Below are 19564 nucleotides of genomic sequence, written 5' to 3'. Positions count from 1 at the left end.
GAATTTGGTCGCCAACCTGCTATCGGGCCAGCCCTGCGAATGCAAGCGGGACGGTTCTGATCAATAGCTGTATTCGGGATAAATCCGGGTCAGATCGCCATTCCAGTCGCCATTGTAGTGATCCAGCAACTCATCGGCGGGGACTTTCCCTGTGTCGATGCTTTCTTTTAGCGCGTTCAGGAAATGCGTCTCGTCCGGCACCAGACCACCTGCGCCGGGGAAGGCGCGGGATTTCAGACCAGTCTCAGAGATAGCCACGACCTCGCGCGCCAAATCGTGCATGTTGATGCCGCCAACCTGCGCCTGAAGACCCTGAACGGCAGCCTGAACGCGCAGTTCTTCGCGGGTGTCCGCGTCCCAGCCTTTGACCAGATCCCACGCCGCATCGAGCGCGCCCTGATCATAGGTAAGACCCACCCAAAAGGCAGGCAGCGCGCACAGGCGGCGCCACGGGCCGCCATCGGCGCCGCGCATCTCCATATATTTCTTGATGCGAGCCTCTGGGAAGGCGGTGGTCAGGTGGTCGGCCCAATCAGACAGCGTCGGGGTTTCACCGGGCAGCGCGGGCAGTTTGCCCAGCAGGAAGTCGCGGAAGGACATGCCGAGCGCGTTGATATACTGCCCGTCGCGATAGACGAAATACATCGGCACGTCGAGCGCGTATTGGACATAGCGTTCGAACCCAAAGCCCTCTTCGAACACGAAAGGCAGCATGCCCGTCCGCGCATCGTCCAGATGCCGCCAGATATGGCTGCGCCAGCTTTTCTGGCCGTTGGGCTTGCCCTCGAAGAATGGCGAATTGGCAAACAGCGCCGTCGCCACCGGCTGCAAGGCCAGCGCGACACGTAGTTTCTGGACCATGTCGGCCTCGGACCCAAAGTCGATATTGACCTGAACAGTACAGGTACGCCGCATCATGGCGCGGCCCATGGTGCCGACCTTTTCCATATAGTCGTTCATCAGCCGATAGCGACCCTTGGGCATCAACGGCATCTCGTCATGGGTCCAGATCGGAGCCGCACCCAGACCGATGAAGCCCACGCCGATCTCATCGGCGATATCCTTCACCTCGCGCAGGTGGGTGTTCACCTCATCGCAGGTCTCGTGGATCGTCTCCAGCGGAGCGCCCGATAGTTCCAGCGCACCGCCGGGTTCCAGGCTGACATTCGCGCCGTCCTTTTCCAGACCGATCAGGTTGTCGCCCTCGCGCACCTCGGCCCAGCCATGGCGGTCGCGCAGACCCTCAAGCACCGCAACAATGGAACGCTTGCCCTCGAACGGCAGCGGTTTCAGCGTGTCCTTGCAATAGCCGAACTTTTCATGCTCGGTCCCGATGCGCCAATCGGCTTTGGGCTTGCAGCCCGATTCCAGATATTCCGCTAGCTGTTCGTGGCGTTCGATCGGCCCGCCGCCGGACTGGGGGATGGACATGAACCGCTCTCCGATCCTGATGTGTCTGTCTTTGGGTCAGTCGTGGGGGGAAATGCCGCCAGTGTCAATGCAGCCGCAGATGCGCCGGGCGCATCGGGCGCTTTTCCCAGATCACTACAGGATGCACCGCACCGCCGTTCAGTTCGGCCAGCATTTGCTCGGTTTTCAGCCCTGGCAGGTTCGAGAACACATCAAACAGCGCCTCTGCACCTTCGGCATTCACGGGAATGTGAAGCGTTGGCTGGCCCGGCTGAGACAGCACCCAATGCGCCGGGTTCGAGGTCGGGTCCAGTGCCAGCCGTTCGATCTCGCGTGCGGCGACCATGCCGCCGTCCAGCGGGCCCAGATAGGTGATCTGACCTTCGTCGATGGTGACAACGCCGGGGCCGCCTGCCCCAGTACGGAATCGCGCGCGCTGAAAACCTATGACGGCCAGCGCCACGGCCACGGCAACCAGAACCCAGCCCATCCAGCCCAGCAATCCGCCGGGGCCGCTGATCCAGCTAAGGCCAACCAGCAGGACGGCCACGGCAACCAACACTTCGCGCCAGCGCCACAGGGTCAGTTTGGCTTCGGGTCGGATAAAGCTCATGCCGGGTCCTTTGGGTCTTTGAACAGGACCAGTGAAAACTGCCCTGCCGGTTTAAATCCAATAGCCATATAGGCCCGCGCTGCGGAATCAGAAGCTGCAAACAGAACGGCACGGGACACACCACTGGCGTTTGCCTCAAGCAGATGCAACCCAACCGCCAAGCGGGCATACCCCCGCCCACGCAGTTCGGGCGGGGTATAGACCCCTCCGATCTGGACAACGTCAGGCAAGCGTGCGTTGAACCCGGTCATGGCCACGGGCTGCCCGTCGATCAGCAATATTCGATGTGAGTTGCGCTGGGTATAAGCGACAAAGTCCTTACGCGCCTGTTTGCGTGCGCGGGCGGGATCGAAATCCATCGCCTCGATCAAATAGTCGGTCCGCCAGCCTTCGGCAATGTCCCCGTAAAACCCACTTAAGGGTTCCAGCATAGCGCCCGTCGTGTCCGGCACGACAAGCTGTGTCAGGTCCAGCGTAAAGCCCGGTTCATCACTGTTGAGCGTCGCGGGTCTGCCGGCCCATCCCGCCATCTGCATGATACGCCGCGCCTGAGCCGCCTCGGCGGCGATGCCGAACAAGGGGCGCCCCCGGATCAGGTCAATCGCGGCCATAAGCTCGTCATCGGAACAGCCCGGGCACTGGGTCAGGACCATGCCCTCATTCGTGATCGCGAAGACCGCGCGCGGGCCGTCACCCAAAGTCCAGACGTTCAAAGCACGAGGGTCCGTGCCCCTCAAACCAAAATCCCGCAGATTGGCCAGAGGAAACATCGAGGTCTGAATGTGGTCGGACAAAAACCGGGTGATGCGCGGCACGTCCTCTTGTTGGGCCTGTTGCCAGTTCATGACCAATCCCCCAGTGCCTGCTGCCACATGGTCAGTGCCGCCACCGCTGCTGTATCCGCGCGCAGAATACGTGGCCCAAGGCTGACCACGTGTGCGTAGGGAAGACCAGACAAGTGGGTCCGTTCGCGATCCGAAAACCCACCCTCGGGCCCGATGAGAATGGCCCAGGGCTGGCCCGTTTCATTGGCTGCCAATCGCAGGGTCGACCCAACCTCTGCCTCGTCGCAGAACATCAGTTGTCGGTCTTCTGGCCACGCATCCAGCACGCGATCAAGCCGCTGCATATCGGAAACCTCGGGCACGTAAGTTCCGCCGCATTGCTCAGCCGCCTCAACGGCATGCGCCTGAAGGCGGTCTTGGCGTATACGCTCGGAATTGGTGAATTCAGTCTGCACGGGCAGGATACGCGCAGCCCCCATCTCGGCTGCTTTTTCGACCATGAAATCGGTGCGCGCCTTTTTGATCGGCGCAAACAGGAACCACAGATCGGGCGGCATTTGCAGTGGTTTGGTCTGGCGGGCGCAGGACAGCACGCCGCCACGCTTGCCCGCCTCGGCTACGTTGGCAAGCCACTCGCCATCTTGGCCGTTAAACAGAGCCACCTGCCCGCCCACGGCCAGCCGCATGACGCCAAACAGGTAGTGGGCCTGATTACGCGTCAAAGGAACCGATTGCCCCGGACCCAAAGGGTGCTCTACATACAGTCTGATCTTTGCACTCATGAGACCTTAATATGCAAGGCAATGCCCCAACACCAGACGGTCAGGTCGCTGATGCCGTAAGCGGCAACTGGGTCGACACCCATGCGCCCGCCTTCACCCGCCCCTATCTGCGCCTAAGCCGCGCAGACCGGCCCATCGGCACATGGCTTTTGCTGATTCCCTGCTGGTGGGGTCTTGCGCTGGCCATCCTCAGCGATGGCACCCCGCGATGGGAAGACCTTTGGATCGCCGTTGGCTGCGCAATCGGCGCTTTTCTGATGCGCGGCGCGGGCTGCACGTGGAACGACATCACTGATCGCGAGTTCGACGCTCAGGTCGAGCGTACTCGGTCGCGTCCGATCCCATCAGGTCAGGTCACGGTACGACAAGCGGTTGTCTGGATGGGGCTGCAATGCCTGTTGGCGCTGGGTATTCTGCTGACCTTCAATCAAGCTGCGATCGCGATGGGTGTCCTCTCGCTGTTGCCGGTGACAATATATCCGTTCGCAAAACGCTTTACATGGTGGCCCCAGGTGTTTTTGGGACTGGCGTTCAACTGGGGCATTCTGCTGGCATGGGCAGCGCATACCGGAACGGTCGGGGTGCCCGCGATCACGCTCTATCTGGCCGGAATCGCCTGGACGCTGTTCTACGACACGATCTATGCCCATCAGGACGCCGAAGATGACGAGTTGATCGGCATCAAATCCACTGCACGCCTGTTTGGTTCGGATACAGCCAGATGGCTGAAATACTTCCTCGTTGCGACAGTGTCGTTGATGGGGCTGGCGATCATCGACGCGGCAACGACTCAGGCCTCGATCATGGCGCTTTTTGTTGCGCTGGCCGGGCCTTGGGCGATGGGGTGGCACATGGCGTGGCAATTGCGCGGACTGGACACCGAGGACAACGCCAAACTGCTGCAACTGTTCCGCGCAAATCGCGACACCGGCCTTATTCCGCTGATCTTCCTTTGCGTGGCCTTGCTGGTCTGATTGCACCTCGGGCCGGGCCTCTGTAAGAGTCCGGCTCAATCACCCGAGGAGTCTTCTGTCTGCACATGCGCCTGCCTTATCTCCTAGCTGTTGCCTTTATCTTCCTGGTTTCTGCCGGGCTGTCTCTGCTGGCCGCCAGTTACTCGGTCACCAAGGTCGAAGAGGCATCGGAATTCGCGGTGCGCCGCGCGCTTGATCTGAAAGGCCATGACTGGGCCGAGGTCGAATCTGACGGCTTGCGCGTCATACTGACTGGCACCGCTGCTGACGAAGCCGCGCGTTTCAGCGCCCTGACCGCTGCCGGCACCGAAGTCGACACCTCGCGCGTTATTGACGAGATGGAAGTCGCACCCACGACCCAATTGGCACCACCTAAGTTTTCAGCCGAAATTCTGCGCAATGACAGCGGTATTTCGGTGATAGGTCTGGTCCCGCTCAGCCAGGACCGCGAGGCATTGATGGAGCGTTTGCATCGGTTGGACGGGGACAATGTATCGGACCTTCTTGAGACCGCCGACTATCCCAAGCCCAAAGGCTGGGATGAGGCACTAACCTACGCGATCGAAGCCCTTGTTCGGCTTCCACGCGCCAAGATTTCGGCCAGTCCGGGGTTGGTGAAGATTACCGCTATCGCCGACAGCCAGCAGGAAAAGGAACGGCTTGAGCAGGAGTTGACGCGCGCTGCGCCACCCAGCCTTAGGATCGGATTGTCGATCACGGCCCCGCGGCCGGTGATCACGCCGTTTACGCTGCGCTACATTGTCGATGCCGAAGGCGGTCATTTCGACGCGTGTTCGGCGCCTGATCAGGATTCCCGAAACGCCATCATTGCCACGGCCGAAGCGGCAGGGCTGACCGGACCCTACACCTGCACGATCGGGTTGGGCGTTCCATCACCCCGCTGGTCCGAGGCCGCAACGCTCAGCATCAAGGCGTTGGCTCAGATCGGTTTGGGATCTGTGACCATGTCTGACGCCGACATCACGCTGGTCGCCGAGATGGGTACGAACGCCGCCACGTTCGACCGCGTGGTAGGCGAGCTTGAGAATGCGCTGCCCGAGGTCTTCGCCCTTCACGCCGTCCTGCCCGAGCCTGAAACCGACGAACCCACCGGCCCACCCGAGTTTTCCGCCACACGCAGCCCCGAAGGGCTGGTCCAAATGCGCGGACGCTTGGGTGATGAAACCCTTAGGGACATGGTCGACAGCTATGCCCGCGCGGCGTTTGGCTCGGAACAGGTTTATACCGCAACTCGCGTTGTGCCTGACCTACCCACCGACTGGGCCGTGCGTGTCCTGGCCGGGCTTGAGGCGCTGTCATTACTGCACAATGGTGCTCTGACTGTGACGCCGGACGATGTCATGCTGATCGGCGTCAGCCATGAACCCGACACCAGAGCGCGCATCGCTGGCCTTTTGTCCGACAAGCTAGGCGAAGCGCAGGAATACACACTTTCGATCACCTACCAGAAACCTCCGGAACCCGAAGACGCACTGCCAGACCCCGAGCAATGCGAAGACCGCATTGCCGAAGTTCAGACGTCCAGCAAGATCGCCTTCGAACCTGGCTCGGCCACGGTGGCGGCGGATTCGCGTGATACTGTGAACCAGATCGCCGACATTCTGCGCGAATGCGGCCCAATCCGGATGGAGATCCAGGGCCACACCGACAGTCAAGGCCGGGAAGAGATGAATCAGCAACTCAGCCAGTCACGGGCACAGTCCATCCTAAACGAGCTGCGCGGACGGCGCGTTCCCACCGCAAGTTACACGGCAGTGGGATACGGCGAAACGCAACCTATCGCCGACAATGGCACCGAGGAAGGTCGCGAAGAAAACCGTCGGATTGAATTCCGCCTGATCCGCCCTGAACCCGTCGCCAATTCCGAGACGGGTCTGGAAGCGCTGGAACAGGACACACAGCCGTCAGAAGACGCACAAACAGACTCCGAAGAAACCGGCGCAGGGGACCAGTAAGTTGAACAGACTAGAATTCATCATCGCCACCGCCGTCATTTTGTTTGCAGCGTTTTGTATGGGGTGGTTCGCCAACTGGCTGGCCCATCGCCTGTCCCGCGTGCGCCAAAGCGACGTAGCCGATCTGGACCGCATGAGCCAGGAGTTGCATGAGGCCGAGGAAACCCGCGATCAGGCCATCACCTATCTGCAGCAGCGCGAGGCTGAACTGACCAACCAGCTGACGCAAACCGAGGCCGAGCTGTCCGCGGCCATGGATGGGCTGCGCGCAGCGAGGCAAGAGGCCGAAGAGCTGCGCGGGCGGATCAACAACGCGGATTAAATCACCAGCGCGTCAGCGCGTCCTCGTCCTCGTCCTTGGCAGCGACCCAGTCAGCACCGGAATTGGTGATCTCTTTCTTCCAGAACGGCGCGCGGGATTTCAGGTAGTCCATCAGGTATTCTGCCGCCTCGAACGCGTCCTTGCGATGAGGCGAGGCTGTGGCCACCATCATGATCTGATCCCCCGGAGCCAGCCTTCCGTGGCGGTGAATCACCAGCACATCGCCCAGCGACCAGCGCGACTGTGCTTCTTCAGCGATCTTGGTCAGGGCACGTTCAGTCATACCGGGATAATGCTCGATCTCCATCACGTCCAGATCGCCTGTGGCCAGATCGCGCACAACACCAGTGAAGGTTACGATGGCCCCATTTGCGGCCTCATCTCCGGCAGCAAAGGCGTTGGCCTCGGCGCCCATGTCGAAAGGGGCTTCTTGTACGACGATCCGCATCTTAGCCACCTGTCATCGGCGGAAAGAACGCAACTTCGCGCACGCCCGACAAAGGGGCGTCAAAGTCCGACAGTTCCTGATCCAGCGCCACGCGCAGCGCAGACAGGTCGGCAAAAGCGGCGGCATAGCGATCTTCGCGCGCGGTCAGTTCCGCGACCAGCTCGGATACCGTTGCGGCCTGTGTTTCGACCTTTTCCTTGGGCAGACCGATGCGTTCGCGCACCCATGCGAAATACAGCACATCCATCGCTTAGCTCTCCTTCAGATGGGGCATGGCTTTACGTAGGTAGTCATAGCCGGTGATCAACGTCAGCGTCGCCGCGATCCACAACAGCCACAAACCGATCCGGCCCGACCAGAACATACCTTCCAGATGCCAACGGATGTGGTTTACGTCCTCAAGCTGTCCAATGAGAACCTGATCAATGGTCGCAGGGTCCATGCCAAACGTGGCCATGACAAAGTAGTGTTCAAAAATTCCCTGTGAAAACAAAACCGCAATGGCAAACATCTGCGCTGTGGTCTTCCATTTGGCCAGCTTGGTCACTTTCAAAGTTCCCGCCACATCGCCCAGATATTCCCGCAACCCCGAAACAAAGACCTCGCGGAATAGAATCACGGTGGCGGGCAGCACCAGCCAAGGCGTCCAATGCTCGGTCGAATAGCCCACAAGTATCATCAGCGCGATCACCACCATCGCCTTGTCAGCAATCGGGTCCAGCATCGCTCCGATCTTGGTTTCCTGTTTCCAAGCACGGGCCAGATACCCGTCGAACCAGTCGGTGATCGCCGCTGACATGAACAGGATCAGGGCAAACCAGTCGGCATAGGGCCGGGTGAAATACAAAAACATCACGGCCAGACCGGGGGCGGCCAGAAGGCGCAGTACGGTCAGGATATTGGGCAAGTTCCACTTCATGAAGAAAACTCTACATCGCCGGTTCAGGACATAAAAGATGGGCCATTGAAAATCTGACCCGATCACAGGCAGTTGTGGCCTTCGGGGTCAAAGGGTCGCAACCCCAATCACACGGCTTGGCGCGCGCGGGCTTTGCGGTCAGATTGGCGACTGGCCAAGACAGAGCGATACATGACCCGTCACATTCAAACCGACCCCCGATCGAACCTGATCGGCAGCGCATGGATGATCACCGCAATGGCCCTGTTCGCGCTTGAGGATGCGCTGATCAAAGCGGCCTCGGCGGCGATTCCGATCTGGCAGGTGCTGGTTCTGTTCGGCGCAGGCGGCGCGGTTATCTATGCGGCGGTGGCCCTGCTGCGCGGCACACGGCTGTTTCAAACCGATGTAACGTCGCGCCCGATGAAGGTGCGTGCGGTATTCGAAATCCTAGGGCGGTTGTTCTATGTACTGGCCATCGCGCTCACTCCGCTGTCCTCGGCTACGGTGATCCTGCAGGCGACGCCCTTGGTCGTCGTCGCCGGGGCCGCACTGGTTTTTGGCGAAACCGTCGGCTGGCGCCGGTGGAGCGCCATTCTGATCGGCCTTGTCGGCGTCGTGATCATCATCCAACCAACCGGGGACAGCTTCTCGGCCCTTTCCATCCTTGCGGTGCTGGGGATGCTGGGCTTTGCCGGGCGCGATCTGGCCAGCCGCGCCGCGCCCGCGTCACTGGGGACCGAGGTGCTGGGGTTCTACGGTTTCCTTTGCATCATCATCGCCGGTCTGGCCTACCGGTTCTGGGAGGGCACACCGATGCAGCCCCTGAGCCCGCAAGTCAGCCTGCATATGACCGGCGCAATCGTGATGGGCGTTATGGCCTATGCCTCGCTGATGAAGGCGATGCGCACGGGTGAGGTCTCATCCGTCACGCCTTTCCGCTATTCCCGACTGCTGTTCGGCATCGGCCTGGGCGTGGTCATGTTTGGTGAGCGACTGGACCAGACCATGTGGATCGGGTCCGCGCTGATCGTGGCGTCAGGGCTGTACATCCTGTGGCGCGGGCGGCGGGCCTAGCCCTTGTCGTGAAAGAAATCATAGACCTTCTGCGCCAACCCGGCTGAGATCCCGTCCACCGCCTTCAAGTCCGCAAGATTGGCCCGACTAACCGCCTTGGCGCTGCCGAAATGGGTCAACAAGGCACGTTTGCGTGCCGCCCCCACGCCGGGGATTTCATCCAGAGGCGTCGCCCCCACCGCCTTGGCCCGTTTCGCGCGATGGGTGCCGATGGCAAACCTGTGCGCTTCATCCCGCAGGCGTTGAATGAAATACAGCACCGGATCGTTGCGTTTCAGCGCAAAGGCGCGTTGGCCGATACGGTGGAATTCCTCTTTGCCGTGGTCGCGATCTACGCCCTTGGCGACACCGACCATCGGGATGTCTTCGACGCCATGTTCGACCATGATCTCATGCACCGCACTCACCTGCCCTGCGCCGCCGTCGATCAAAAGCAGGTCGGGCCAATGGCCCTTGTCCCGGTCTGGGTCTTCTTTCAACAGACGAGTGAAACGGCGGGTCAGGACCTCTTTCATCATGCCAAAGTCGTCGCCCGGTGTCAGGTCATCGCCCCGGATGTTGAACTTGCGATAAGCGTTTTTCATGAACCCCTCAGGACCGGCCACGATCATGCCGCCCACCGCGTTGGTGCCTTGGATATGGCTGTTGTCGTAGACCTCAATCCGCTCGGGTGGCGTGTCCAGATCAAACGCCTCGGCCACGCCGCGCAACAGCTTGGCCTGCGTGGCGCTTTCCGACATGCGACGGGCCAGCGACTCACGCGCGTTGCGCAGGGCCCCGGCGACCAGTTCTTGTTTCTCACCGCGCTGCGGCACAAGGATTTCGACCTTGCGACCGGCCTTTTCCGACAGCGCGTCCTGCATCAGATCAGCGTTCTCGACCCCGTCCGACAGGATCAACTGACGCGGCGGCTCCTTGTTGTCGTAGAACTGACCAAGGAAAGCCTCCATCACCTCGGCCGGCGACACATCCGCCCCGACCCGAGGGTAAAAGTCCTTGTTGCCCCAGTTCTGGTTGGCCCGGATAAAGAACACCTGCACACAGGCTTGCCCACTATCCATATAGAGGCCGATCACATCCGCCTCGGCCACGCCGCGCGGGTTGATGCCTTGGCTTGTCTGCACCTGCGTCAGCGCCCGGATTCGGTCGCGCAGGCTGGCGGCGCGTTCGAACTCCATCGCCTCGGACGCGGCCATCATCTGTTCGGCCAGTTCTTCTTGCACCTTGGTCGACCGGCCCGACAGGAAACGTTCTGCATCCTTGACGCTTTCGCCGTAGTCGCTTTCCGAGATCAACCCAACACACGGCCCAGAACAGCGCTTAATCTGATACAGCAGACAGGGCCGCGTGCGGCTGTCGAACATAGAATCCGAGCAGTTGCGCAGCAGGAACGCCTTTTGCAGCTGGTTCAGCGTCCGGTTAACGGCACCCGCACTGGCGAAGGGGCCAAAATAGGCGCCCTTTTCCTTTTTCGCCCCACGATGTTTCTTGATCTGCGGAAACCCATGATCCTTTGAAACCAAAATGTTCGGAAAACTCTTATCGTCGCGCAGCAGCACGTTGTATTTCGGTTTAAGCTGCTTGATCAGGTTCTGCTCCAGCAGCAGCGCCTCGGTCTCGGTCCGCGTGGTCAGAAACATCATCGAAGCCGTCGCGGCGATCATCTTCTCGATCCGCCCCGAATGTCCAGGCCGCGTATAGTTCGACACCCGCGCCTTCAGGTTTCGCGCCTTGCCGACATAAAGAACCCGACTGTCGGCATCCAACATCCGGTAAACGCCCGGAGAGCTGTCCAGCGTTTTCACATATCGCTGTATACATTCGTATCCAACGCTTTGGGTTTCGGAGTTCGATTCGTTCTGGACGGTCATGTGTCTGAAATATGATTCCCTGACCATGGCTGCAATCTTGAGCGCCTCAGATCAAGAGAAAACAAATCCACGGTTTCTGTGGATAAGTATGAAGATAAGTTTCCGGGTATCGCGATTTTCCCTTAATTCATTAAGGATTCCTTGATTTGCACAAAAATTAGGCAATAACCTAACCGTCTGTTTTTCAATGTTATTTTTTCTAAATCAAGACAAGTGCATGAAAAACAATACATTTTTGTAACGTGTTGGTAACGGAAATGAGAGCGGTGCAAAACTTATCTGAGAATTACCTATTCAACGCCCAAAACATCCGGAGTTTGCCAGCCAAGATGCTGCCCGCCATCCACACATAAAAGCTGCCCGGTGACCGCCTGTGCATCCAGAAAATATCCCAGCGCGGCAGTGATGTCCGAAGGGTTCGAGCCGCGCTCCAATACCGTGCTCCGCCGTTGCGCATTGAAGTGATCGACGCTTTGGCGGTGCCCCTGCATCGTGGGACCGGGACCGATTGCGTTGACGCGGATCGCCGGAGTCAACGCTTGCGCAGCAGTGCGGGTCAGCGCCCACAGGCCCATCTTGGCGATGGTGTAGGACATGAACTCGGGGGTCAGCTTGCGTACCCGCATGTCGACCATATTGACGATAAGACCGGTTGCGACCGGTTCGCCTGCCGCATCGGTGTCGGGCTGCAACCCTTGTTCAGCCATCGCCTGGGTCAGCACAAAAGGCGCGCGCAGGTTACTTTCGAGGTGCCGGTCCCAGCTTTGCCGCGTGGCCGTTTGGATATTGTCGTATTCAAAGATCGAGGCGTTGTTGACCAGACAGGTGATCGACCCACCCAATGCCTCGGCCGCGCGGGGCAACAGGACGTTCACCTGCGCCTCGTCCAGCAGGTCGGCTTGTAGGGCAACAGCATTGCGACCCATTGATCGTATCTCGGCCACGACATCCGACGCCGGTTGTTCGGACGAAGCAAAGTGGACAGCTACATCATATCCACGCTGCGCCAGATACAGGGCCATGGCCCGGCCAAGGCGAATACCTGCTCCGGTTACAAGGGCTCGGGTCATCGGGGACTCTCCGTCACATTACGCCAGCAATGTGACGATGTAGACCGCATAGAGCAGGGTCAACAGCAAGCCCCACACTCGCGTGATATCTTTCTTGAAAAACACGAACGGGATCAGCAGCAATGATGCGCCCAGCATGACCCACAGATCGAATTGCAGGAACTCGGGATCAACCGGAATTCGCCCGACCAATGTCGCGATACCGACAATGGCCAACAGGTTGAACATGTTTGACCCGATCACGTTACCTAGCGCAACGTCCGCCTGACGCCGCAACGCCGCCATAACAGTCGTGGCCAATTCCGGCAGAGACGTACCGACCGCCACCAAAGTCAGACCGATAATCGTTTCACTGATCCCATAGGTGCGCGCGATCACGGTTGCGTTTTCGACCAGCAGATGCGCGCCCATCGGCAATCCGATCAGACCCAGCAGCAGATAGATCGCGACCTTCCAGTACGGCATATCCGGATCGGCCTCTTCGAGACCATCCAGTTCTTCGTCATCGTTGCAAGCCTCACCACAGGCTCTCCGATGGGCATGGGCCTCGCGGAAGGCATTCCACAGGACCAGAGCCAGTGCAGCCAGCAGGATACCTCCGCTGACCAGACTGAATTCGCCCAAGAAAGCCAACCCAATAAACAACACTGTGGCCATGATCATGAAGACATAGTTCTTGCGGCTATCGCATTCGCTTGTGTGCAAAGTGGCAAGCAACGCTGGAAGGCCCAGTACCAGCAGGATGTTGGCCGTGTTAGACCCGACCACGTTCCCGAGCGCAATACCCGGCGCGTTTTCCTTGATCGCACTGATAGCGATCAACAATTCAGGCGCCGAAGTGCCAAAGGCCACAATCGTCAGACTGACGATCAACGCAGGTACGCCCAGACGCAGGCTCAGGTTTACCGCACCACGTACTAGCGCATCCCCTGCCAGCAACAGGATCAGCAATCCGAGGCCGGATAACAGCCATGCCGTCATGTACGGCCTCCTTTTTTGCAGGCGCAGGGGCCTTTACCGATCCTGAACCGCCCGCAGCGCGGACACCGTGCCGATTGCAACCTTTTCTGTCCGGGAAAACGCAGCTTACCAAACATGGCCAACACGCCCATGGCGATCAGGAAGAGGGTGACAATCTTGATAATCACGTCACAACCCAAAACGCGCATAGGCCGCGCGTTCCTCAAGCCCTGCAATCGCATCCTGTGCCAAAGAAGCACCGAACCGGGACCACAAAGGTTTCCGCAACCCATAGCGCCGGAATTTTACCTTGTCGCCGAACCGCTCTTGCATCTTGGGTTTCAGATGAGCAATCCCGTCGATCAATCCCAATTCCTGCGCGCGACGCGCCAGCCAAATCTCGCCGGTGAACAGGTCCTGACTGTCGTCCAGTTTTCCATCACGCCGGGTTTTAACATGGGCGATGAAATTTTCGTGAATATCACCCAAAAGGCGCTCTAGCCGGGCGACGTCCTCTTTCTTTTCGGGCGAGAACGGGTCGAGCATGGATTTCGACTCTCCGGCCGTATGCACGCGCCGCTCGATCCCCTGACGTTTCAAAAGTACATGCGCACCAAAGCCGGATGAGATCACTCCGATGGACCCCAGAACCGAACTGTCGTCGGCATAAATCTCATCAGCTGCAGCTGCCAGCCAATACCCGCCCGAGGCGGCGACGTCTTCGACAAATGCTATGACAGGAACGTTTAATTCCTCAGATAACCGCCGAATACGCGCACCGATCAAAGAACTTTGCACCGGTGAGCCACCAGGCGAGTTGACCTCGAGCGCGACGGCGGCGGGTTTACCTTTGCGAAAGGCTTTCTCAAGAACCGGGGCCAGCGACGTGTCGGACATCGACCCTCGGCCGGCCATTCCGATGGCTCCGGACAGACGCACAATGGCCACGCATGGCTGCTTTTTAACAAAGGGCAGGCTGAGTTTCATGGGAGCCGATGTAGAGTGCGCCATTGTGCTAAACAAGGGACCGTTTGAACGTTAGATGCAGCCGGATCACATTTCCCGGAGTTGATGGGCAAAAATGCAACGCCAAACGTACCCTAGCTGCGAATGCGCCAGCCGGTTTTGAAAATCCACCAGATGATGCCAAGGCAAATGCCTGTAAAGACCACGATTGCCAGCAGGCTGAAGCCTATTGGCACGTCCGCCAGCCCATAAAACGACCATCTGAAACCTGAAATCAGATAGACTACCGGATTGAACAATGTGATCGTTTGCCAAACCGGCGGCAACATCGAGATCGAATAGAATGTGCCCCCCAAAAAGATCAACGGCGTTACCACCAGTTGCGGCACCAGCGACATCTGCTCGAAGTTGCCTGCCCAGATGCCAATTATGAATCCAAGCAATGAGAAACTGAGGCAAGTCAGCACCAGAAACGCCACCATTGCCAGCGGATGTTCGATCCGTAAATCCACAAAAAACGTCGCCGTGATCAAGATCACCACCCCTACGAACAGCGCCTTGGTCGCCGCCGCCCCCACATAGCCGATCACGATCTCGATAAAGTTCACAGGGGCCGAGAGCAGCTCATAGATCGTGCCAAGGAATTTGGGGAAATAAATCCCGAAAGACGCGTTCGATATCGACAACGTCACCACCGACAGCATGATCAAACCCGGCACGATGAACGCGCCATAGGATACGCCCTCAACTTCTTGGATACGACTGCCGATCGCAGTACCGAAGACGACGAAATACAAAGAGGTCGACAGAACCGGAGACAAAAAGCTCTGTGCCAGCGTCCGGAAGAAGCGGGCCATTTCGAACCGGTAAATAGCAGCGATTGCGGACCAGTTCATGCGGGCTCTCCCGACACCAGATTGACAAATATTTCTTCCAGGCTCGACTGACGGGTCTGCACGTCTCGCAGAATGAGCCCGGCTTGCGCCACATCGTTCAGCAACGTGGTGATGCCGGTGCGGTCGGCATGGGTATCGTAGGTATAGATCAGGGCATCGCCATTGCCATTCAGCGTCAGGTTATGCGCTGCAAGACTGTCGGGGATCGACGCGATGGGATCGGTCAACATGACTTCGATCTGCTTCTTGCCCATTTGCGCCATCAGAGTGTTCTTGTCCTGAACCAGCAGCAATTCGCCTTTGTCGATGACACCAACTCGGTCGGCAATTGCTTCGGCCTCTTCGATGTAATGAGTGGTCAGAATGATCGTGACGCCCGCCTGTTTCAGTTCGGCCACGATCTCCCACATATCCTTGCGCAATTCGACATCAACACCGGCGGTGGGTTCATCCAGAAACAGCACGCGCGGCTCATGCGCCAACGCTTTTGCGATCAGCACCCTGCGCTTCATCCCGCCCGACAGCTCTTTGATGGCGTTGCGGCGCTTGTCCCAAAGGGACAGCTTGCGCAGGATCTCTTCGATCCGCGCGTCATCTCGACCCAAGCCAAACAGCCCACGCGACAAACGTACCGTGTTCCAGACTTTTTCGAATGGCTCCAGCGCGATCTCCTGCGGGACAAGGCCGATCATCCGGCGCGCAGCGCGAAAGTCGGACTGGATGTCATGCCCTCCGACCGTAACTGTACCCGAGCTCGGCGTGGTAATTCCGCAGATGGTTGAAATCAGAGTTGTTTTGCCCGCGCCATTCGGACCCAGCAAGGCCAGAATCTCACCCTGCCGAATGTCCAAAGTCACGCCCTTAAGCGCTTCAAACCCGTCAGCATAGGATTTTCGCAAATCCCTGATCGAAAGAATGGTGGTCATGCTGTTTCCCTGTCCTGACGGCGACCCTACCCCGGTGGGCGAGCGCAGAACAGACCCATTCCGCACCGGCCGTTACGCGGATTTTGCCGAACCCTGCTCGGGCTTGCAATTCGCCGGCATTCCCGAAACCCTGCGGCGATACTTATAGGAGCGGCAAAATGCTGAACGGTTTTCGGATCATCGAATTCGAAGGGCTGGGCCCCGCCCCCTTCGCCGCCATGTTGCTGGCAGATATGGGCGCAGATGTGATCACCATCCACCGCAAGGGAGTGGCAGGAACACCCGGAATGCCCCAGCAATCGGTGCTAGATCGCGGCAAACGGTCGATTGCGTTGGATCTGAAAGACTCAGACGATCTGGACATCACCCAACGCCTGATCGCTTCTGGAGATGCACTTATCGAAGGATTCCGCCCAGGTGTCATGGAAAAGCTGGGCCTCGGCCCAGCTCCTTGCCACGCCCTGAACCCCAAACTGGTCTATGGCCGCATGACTGGTTGGGGCCAGAACAGCCCGCTGGCCAACACCGCGGGGCATGACCTGAACTACATCGCGCTGTCCGGCGCGCTCTGGTACGCGTCGCAAGCAGGTCAGCCGCCACAAACTCCCGCGACCCTGGTGGGCGACATCGGCGGTGGCGCCATGTATCTGGTGGCGGGCCTGCTGGCCGGCCTGCTACATGCTCAAAAGACAGGGGAAGGCACCGTCGTCGATGCCGCCATCTACGACGGCTCGGCCCATATGATGAACCTGCTTATGAGCCTGCGGCAAACCGAAAATCTTGATGAAATCAGAGGTCAAAGCCTTCTCGACGGCCCCCATTGGAGCCGCACATACAGCTGCGCCGACGGCGGCTTCATCACGGTGCAATGCCTGGAACCCAAATTCTACGCCACATTCCTACGCTTACTCGGCCTGTCCGCCGACCCCGATTTCCAACAACAAAACAACCGCACCCTCTGGCCGACGCTAACAGAACGGCTCAGCCAGATATTCGTCCAACACCCGCGCGATCACTGGGCAGACCTTTTCCACGGCTCAGACGCCTGCGTCGCGCCAGTTCTCAGCCCCGAACAGGCACTTGACCACCCAATGAACCAAAGCCGCCAAACTTGGACAACTCAGAACGGCACCCTGCAAGCCCACGCCGCCCCACGATTCTCTACCCATGACTGGCAACCAAAACCCAGCCCAAATCGCGATGAACACCGGGCCGAGATTCTCGTCGACCTCGACACCAAAGACTGATCCGCCCTTCATCTGGCCAAAAATATCTCGGGGGATGAATTGGCCGCAGGCCAAGAAGGGGGCTGGCCCCCTTCCACCCAGCTTACCGCGCGCGCACCGTATCAATCATCAGCTGCACATTCTCAGGATCCGCATTCGGCGTGATCCCATGACCCAGATTGAAAATGTGCGGCCCCTTGGAAAATGCCTCAACGATCTTCCGCGTCTCATCCACCAAAGCCTGACCACCCGTCACCATATGGGACGAGGCCAAATTGCCCTGCACACAACCATCCACCTGCACATGGGCCGCCGCCCAATCCGGCGCGACCGAATTGTCCAACGCCACACAATCCACACCAGTCGCCTTGGCAAACCCGACATAGCCCTCTCCGGCCTCGCGCGGGAAACCGATGACCGGAATTCCGGGATGACGTTCTTTGATGGCCTGAGTGATCACACGGCACGGCTCGACCGCATATTTCTGGAATGCCTCGCCCTTCAGGGACCCGGCCCAGCTGTCAAAGATCTTGACCACCTCGGCTCCGGCCTCGATCTGGGCCGACAGATATTCGATCGTCGCCAGCGTAATCCGATCCAGCAGGGCCTCGAACAACGCCACATTGCCCTCGCGCAGCGCATGGGCCGGGCCCTGATCCGGCGTGCCGCGCCCGGCGATCATATAGGTGGCCACCGTCCAGGGCGCGCCCGCGAAACCGATCAGAGTCGTCTCGGACGGCAATTCCCGCGATAGGATTCGCACGGTTTCATAGACCGGCGATAAAGTCTCGTGAATCGCATCCACGGGCTTCAGCGCGTCAAACTCGGCCTGTTGGGTTATGGTCGACAGGCGCGGGCCTTCACCGGTGACAAACCACAAATCCGCACCCAGCGCCTGCGGCACCAACAAGATATCGGCAAACAGGATCGCCGCGTCGAACCCATAGCGACGGATCGGCTGCAATGTGACTTCAGCCGCCAGCTCGGGGTTATAGCACAGCGACAGGAAATCCCCCGCCTGCGCCCGCGTCGCGCGATATTCGGGCAGATACCGCCCAGCCTGACGCATCATCCAGATCGGCGGCACATCCTGCACTTCACCTGCCAAAGCGCGCAGTATCTTCTTTGTCTCGACCATCTTTGCCCCCAATCATCTGGTTTGCGCCACGGGTCGGCCCTCAGTGGCAATTTGTCAAGCTCTGCCCCCATTGTCAGGGCAATGTGACGCGATTAAAGCTGAGGCCATGACATTGACCCTGCCCTCCCCCGCCCAACCTCTAAAGATCGGCACCCGAGGATCGCCTCTGGCGCTGGCGCAAGCCTATGAAACCCGGCAGCGGCTGTCAGCGGCGTTCGATCTGCCCGAAGAGGCGTTCGAGATCGTGGTCATCAAGACCACCGGCGACAACCGCGCCATGATCGACGCAGACCGCCCTCTGAAAGAAATCGGCAACAAGGGTCTGTTCACCAAGGAGATCGAAGAGGCGATGCTGCGCGGCGATATCGACATCGCGGTGCATTCCACCAAGGATATGCCGGTAGAGCAGCCCGCAGGTCTGGTGCTGGACACCTTCCTGCCGCGTGAAGATGTGCGCGACGCGTTCATCTCGCCCAGCCTGAAATCAATCCACGACCTGCCGCGGGGTGCCACCGTCGGCACCTCATCCCTGCGCCGCCGTGCGCAGCTGTTGAATCGTCGGCCTGACCTGAACGTAGTGGAATTCCGAGGCAACGTGCAGACGCGGCTGAAGAAACTGGCGGACGGCGTGGCCGATTGTACCTTTCTGGCCATGGCCGGCATCCGCCGCCTGAACATGGAAGACGTCCCCGCCACCGCCATTGCACCAGAGGACATGCTGCCCGCCATCGCACAGGGCACCATTGGCATCGAACGCCGCAGCGACGATTCCCGTGCTGCGGGTATGCTGGAAGCGATTCACCACATTGAAACGGGGCAGCGTTTGGCCGCCGAACGCGCATTGCTGGCTGCGCTGGACGGCTCCTGCGAAACGCCAATCGCGGGCCTAGCTGAGATCAATGCAGGTCAACTTCACCTGAGGGGCGAGGTTTTGCGCCCGGATGGGTCTGAGGCGATCACCGAAGATGTTGAAGGATCGATTGAAGACGGCGTCGAAATGGGCCGCACTGTTGCTAAAACCCTGCTTGCACAGGCGGGTGCCGGATTCTTTGATTGGCGAAACTAAAAAAAATCCACGCAATGTGAACTACTTCACTGCCGTCGCCTGATGAGTCAGGCATAATGCTTGCATACCGGTTGTGAAGTCGGCTCGGTCTCAAATAAGTCGAAAGTTTTGTAAGTCTGTACCGTTTTAAGTGGTGTTCGAGGGGGTGAGACCCGATCCT

20 protein-coding genes are annotated in these 19564 nt (G+C 59.2%); 6 read left to right on the top strand and 14 right to left on the bottom strand.

The features are described 5' to 3' along the window. Positions 1 to 60: 60 nt before the first annotated feature. From ACR0DX_RS05025 to ACR0DX_RS05010, 4 genes are all read right to left on the bottom strand, one after another. Positions 61 to 1431 (bottom strand): glutamate--cysteine ligase, encoded by a 1371-nt coding sequence (locus tag ACR0DX_RS05025; RefSeq protein ID WP_170353612.1) that lies wholly within the window; start codon positions 1429 to 1431, stop codon positions 61 to 63. A 64-nt stretch (positions 1432 to 1495) separates the two neighbouring features. After that, the gene (locus tag ACR0DX_RS05020; protein ID WP_170353613.1) at positions 1496 to 2023 is read right to left on the bottom strand and encodes a hypothetical protein; all 528 of its coding nucleotides are present in this window, start codon (positions 2021 to 2023) and stop codon (positions 1496 to 1498) included. Beyond that, positions 2020 to 2868 carry a GNAT family N-acetyltransferase gene (locus ACR0DX_RS05015; protein WP_170353614.1) on the bottom strand — a complete coding sequence of 283 codons (849 nt, stop codon included), beginning with the start codon at positions 2866 to 2868 and terminating at the stop codon, positions 2020 to 2022. Before ACR0DX_RS05015 ends, ACR0DX_RS05020 begins: the two co-directional genes overlap by 4 nt. Continuing rightward, the gene (locus ACR0DX_RS05010) at positions 2865 to 3590 is read right to left on the bottom strand and encodes a 16S rRNA (uracil(1498)-N(3))-methyltransferase (RefSeq protein ID WP_170353615.1); all 726 of its coding nucleotides are present in this window, start codon (positions 3588 to 3590) and stop codon (positions 2865 to 2867) included. Before ACR0DX_RS05010 ends, ACR0DX_RS05015 begins: the two co-directional genes overlap by 4 nt. A gap of 11 nt (positions 3591 to 3601) precedes the next feature. On the opposite strand from ACR0DX_RS05010, the gene ubiA reads away from it, so the two are divergent. The 3 genes from ubiA to ACR0DX_RS04995 all read left to right on the top strand — a co-directional run bounded on the left by ubiA (position 3602) and on the right by ACR0DX_RS04995 (position 6862). Continuing rightward, a complete protein-coding gene (gene ubiA, locus ACR0DX_RS05005) occupies positions 3602 to 4564 on the top strand; it encodes a 4-hydroxybenzoate octaprenyltransferase (RefSeq protein ID WP_170353616.1) in 963 nt (320 codons plus the stop codon). A 65-nt stretch (positions 4565 to 4629) separates the two neighbouring features. Continuing rightward, entirely contained in the window at positions 4630 to 6540 is a 1911-nt protein-coding gene (locus ACR0DX_RS05000; protein WP_170353617.1) for an OmpA family protein, read from the top strand. A 1-nt stretch (position 6541) separates the two neighbouring features. Next, complete coding sequence (locus ACR0DX_RS04995) at positions 6542 to 6862, top strand: hypothetical protein (RefSeq protein ID WP_170353618.1); 321 nt, start codon at positions 6542 to 6544, stop codon at positions 6860 to 6862. 1 nt (position 6863) lies between these two features. Here the strand turns inward: ACR0DX_RS04995 and ACR0DX_RS04990 are convergent, their stop codons facing one another. The 3 genes from ACR0DX_RS04990 to pgsA are packed head-to-tail and all read right to left on the bottom strand — an operon-like array spanning position 6864 to position 8229. After that, positions 6864 to 7310, bottom strand: a complete 447-nt coding sequence (locus tag ACR0DX_RS04990) for a molybdenum cofactor biosynthesis protein MoaE (protein ID WP_170353619.1) — start codon at positions 7308 to 7310, stop codon at positions 6864 to 6866. Between the two features lies 1 nt (position 7311). Then, positions 7312 to 7557 carry a molybdopterin converting factor subunit 1 gene (moaD, locus tag ACR0DX_RS04985; RefSeq protein ID WP_170353620.1) on the bottom strand — a complete coding sequence of 82 codons (246 nt, stop codon included), beginning with the start codon at positions 7555 to 7557 and terminating at the stop codon, positions 7312 to 7314. Between the two features lie 3 nt (positions 7558 to 7560). Next, on the bottom strand, positions 7561 to 8229 hold the full coding sequence (pgsA, locus tag ACR0DX_RS04980) for a CDP-diacylglycerol--glycerol-3-phosphate 3-phosphatidyltransferase (protein WP_170353621.1): 669 nt from the start codon (positions 8227 to 8229) through the stop codon (positions 7561 to 7563). Positions 8230 to 8400: 171 nt separating this feature from the next. Between pgsA and ACR0DX_RS04975 the strand changes: the two genes are divergently transcribed. Next, a complete protein-coding gene (locus ACR0DX_RS04975) occupies positions 8401 to 9285 on the top strand; it encodes a DMT family transporter (RefSeq protein ID WP_170353622.1) in 885 nt (294 codons plus the stop codon). Here ACR0DX_RS04975 and uvrC read toward each other — a convergent pair. The 6 genes from uvrC to ACR0DX_RS04945 all read right to left on the bottom strand — a co-directional run bounded on the left by uvrC (position 9282) and on the right by ACR0DX_RS04945 (position 15974). Continuing rightward, on the bottom strand, positions 9282 to 11156 hold the full coding sequence (gene uvrC / locus ACR0DX_RS04970) for an excinuclease ABC subunit UvrC (RefSeq protein ID WP_170353623.1): 1875 nt from the start codon (positions 11154 to 11156) through the stop codon (positions 9282 to 9284). The two genes, ACR0DX_RS04975 and uvrC, sit on opposite strands and share 4 nt — an antisense overlap. A gap of 290 nt (positions 11157 to 11446) precedes the next feature. Then, positions 11447 to 12226 carry an SDR family oxidoreductase gene (locus ACR0DX_RS04965; protein ID WP_170353624.1) on the bottom strand — a complete coding sequence of 260 codons (780 nt, stop codon included), beginning with the start codon at positions 12224 to 12226 and terminating at the stop codon, positions 11447 to 11449. An 18-nt stretch (positions 12227 to 12244) separates the two neighbouring features. Next, the gene (locus ACR0DX_RS04960; RefSeq protein WP_170353625.1) at positions 12245 to 13207 is read right to left on the bottom strand and encodes a calcium/sodium antiporter; all 963 of its coding nucleotides are present in this window, start codon (positions 13205 to 13207) and stop codon (positions 12245 to 12247) included. Between the two features lie 168 nt (positions 13208 to 13375). Further along, the gene (locus ACR0DX_RS04955; protein ID WP_170353626.1) at positions 13376 to 14173 is read right to left on the bottom strand and encodes a S49 family peptidase; all 798 of its coding nucleotides are present in this window, start codon (positions 14171 to 14173) and stop codon (positions 13376 to 13378) included. Positions 14174 to 14286: 113 nt separating this feature from the next. Next, the gene (locus tag ACR0DX_RS04950) at positions 14287 to 15048 is read right to left on the bottom strand and encodes an ABC transporter permease (protein ID WP_170353627.1); all 762 of its coding nucleotides are present in this window, start codon (positions 15046 to 15048) and stop codon (positions 14287 to 14289) included. After that, positions 15045 to 15974 (bottom strand): ABC transporter ATP-binding protein, encoded by a 930-nt coding sequence (locus ACR0DX_RS04945; RefSeq protein ID WP_170353628.1) that lies wholly within the window; start codon positions 15972 to 15974, stop codon positions 15045 to 15047. The genes ACR0DX_RS04950 and ACR0DX_RS04945 overlap by 4 nt, the downstream gene beginning before the upstream one ends. A gap of 158 nt (positions 15975 to 16132) precedes the next feature. Here ACR0DX_RS04945 and ACR0DX_RS04940 point away from each other — a divergent pair, with 158 nt between their 5' ends. Further along, positions 16133 to 17221, top strand: coding sequence for a CaiB/BaiF CoA transferase family protein (locus tag ACR0DX_RS04940; protein ID WP_480845375.1), 1089 nt, complete (start codon positions 16133 to 16135; stop codon positions 17219 to 17221). Between the two features lie 82 nt (positions 17222 to 17303). On the opposite strand, the gene hemE is transcribed toward ACR0DX_RS04940, so the two are convergent. After that, on the bottom strand, positions 17304 to 18338 hold the full coding sequence (gene hemE, locus ACR0DX_RS04935; RefSeq protein ID WP_170353630.1) for a uroporphyrinogen decarboxylase: 1035 nt from the start codon (positions 18336 to 18338) through the stop codon (positions 17304 to 17306). A 106-nt stretch (positions 18339 to 18444) separates the two neighbouring features. On the opposite strand from hemE, the gene hemC reads away from it, so the two are divergent. Further along, a complete protein-coding gene (gene hemC / locus ACR0DX_RS04930; RefSeq protein ID WP_170353631.1) occupies positions 18445 to 19404 on the top strand; it encodes a hydroxymethylbilane synthase in 960 nt (319 codons plus the stop codon). Positions 19405 to 19564: the final 160 nt, after the last annotated feature.

It is taken from the genome of Ruegeria sp. D3, from assembly GCF_056534465.1.
This window is presented reverse-complemented; position numbering and strand designations above follow the sequence as displayed.

Coding starts and splice junctions, on each gene's coding strand:
- uvrC (WP_170353623.1), bottom strand. CDS start 11,156: ATGACCGTCCAGAACGAATCGAACTCCGAAACCCAAAGCGTTGGATAC.
- hemE (WP_170353630.1), bottom strand. CDS start 18,338: ATGGTCGAGACAAAGAAGATACTGCGCGCTTTGGCAGGTGAAGTGCAG.
- ACR0DX_RS04950 (WP_170353627.1), bottom strand. CDS start 15,048: ATGAACTGGTCCGCAATCGCTGCTATTTACCGGTTCGAAATGGCCCGC.
- ACR0DX_RS04975 (WP_170353622.1), top strand. CDS start 8,401: ATGACCCGTCACATTCAAACCGACCCCCGATCGAACCTGATCGGCAGC.
- ACR0DX_RS05020 (WP_170353613.1), bottom strand. CDS start 2,023: ATGAGCTTTATCCGACCCGAAGCCAAACTGACCCTGTGGCGCTGGCGC.
- ACR0DX_RS05000 (WP_170353617.1), top strand. CDS start 4,630: ATGCGCCTGCCTTATCTCCTAGCTGTTGCCTTTATCTTCCTGGTTTCT.
- ACR0DX_RS04960 (WP_170353625.1), bottom strand. CDS start 13,207: ATGACGGCATGGCTGTTATCCGGCCTCGGATTGCTGATCCTGTTGCTG.
- ACR0DX_RS05025 (WP_170353612.1), bottom strand. CDS start 1,431: ATGTCCATCCCCCAGTCCGGCGGCGGGCCGATCGAACGCCACGAACAG.
- ACR0DX_RS04945 (WP_170353628.1), bottom strand. CDS start 15,974: ATGACCACCATTCTTTCGATCAGGGATTTGCGAAAATCCTATGCTGAC.
- pgsA (WP_170353621.1), bottom strand. CDS start 8,229: ATGAAGTGGAACTTGCCCAATATCCTGACCGTACTGCGCCTTCTGGCC.
- ACR0DX_RS04955 (WP_170353626.1), bottom strand. CDS start 14,173: ATGAAACTCAGCCTGCCCTTTGTTAAAAAGCAGCCATGCGTGGCCATT.
- moaD (WP_170353620.1), bottom strand. CDS start 7,557: ATGGATGTGCTGTATTTCGCATGGGTGCGCGAACGCATCGGTCTGCCC.
- hemC (WP_170353631.1), top strand. CDS start 18,445: ATGACATTGACCCTGCCCTCCCCCGCCCAACCTCTAAAGATCGGCACC.
- ACR0DX_RS05015 (WP_170353614.1), bottom strand. CDS start 2,868: ATGAACTGGCAACAGGCCCAACAAGAGGACGTGCCGCGCATCACCCGG.
- ACR0DX_RS04990 (WP_170353619.1), bottom strand. CDS start 7,310: ATGCGGATCGTCGTACAAGAAGCCCCTTTCGACATGGGCGCCGAGGCC.
- ACR0DX_RS04940 (WP_480845375.1), top strand. CDS start 16,133: ATGCTGAACGGTTTTCGGATCATCGAATTCGAAGGGCTGGGCCCCGCC.
- ACR0DX_RS05010 (WP_170353615.1), bottom strand. CDS start 3,590: ATGAGTGCAAAGATCAGACTGTATGTAGAGCACCCTTTGGGTCCGGGG.
- ACR0DX_RS04965 (WP_170353624.1), bottom strand. CDS start 12,226: ATGACCCGAGCCCTTGTAACCGGAGCAGGTATTCGCCTTGGCCGGGCC.
- ubiA (WP_170353616.1), top strand. CDS start 3,602: ATGCAAGGCAATGCCCCAACACCAGACGGTCAGGTCGCTGATGCCGTA.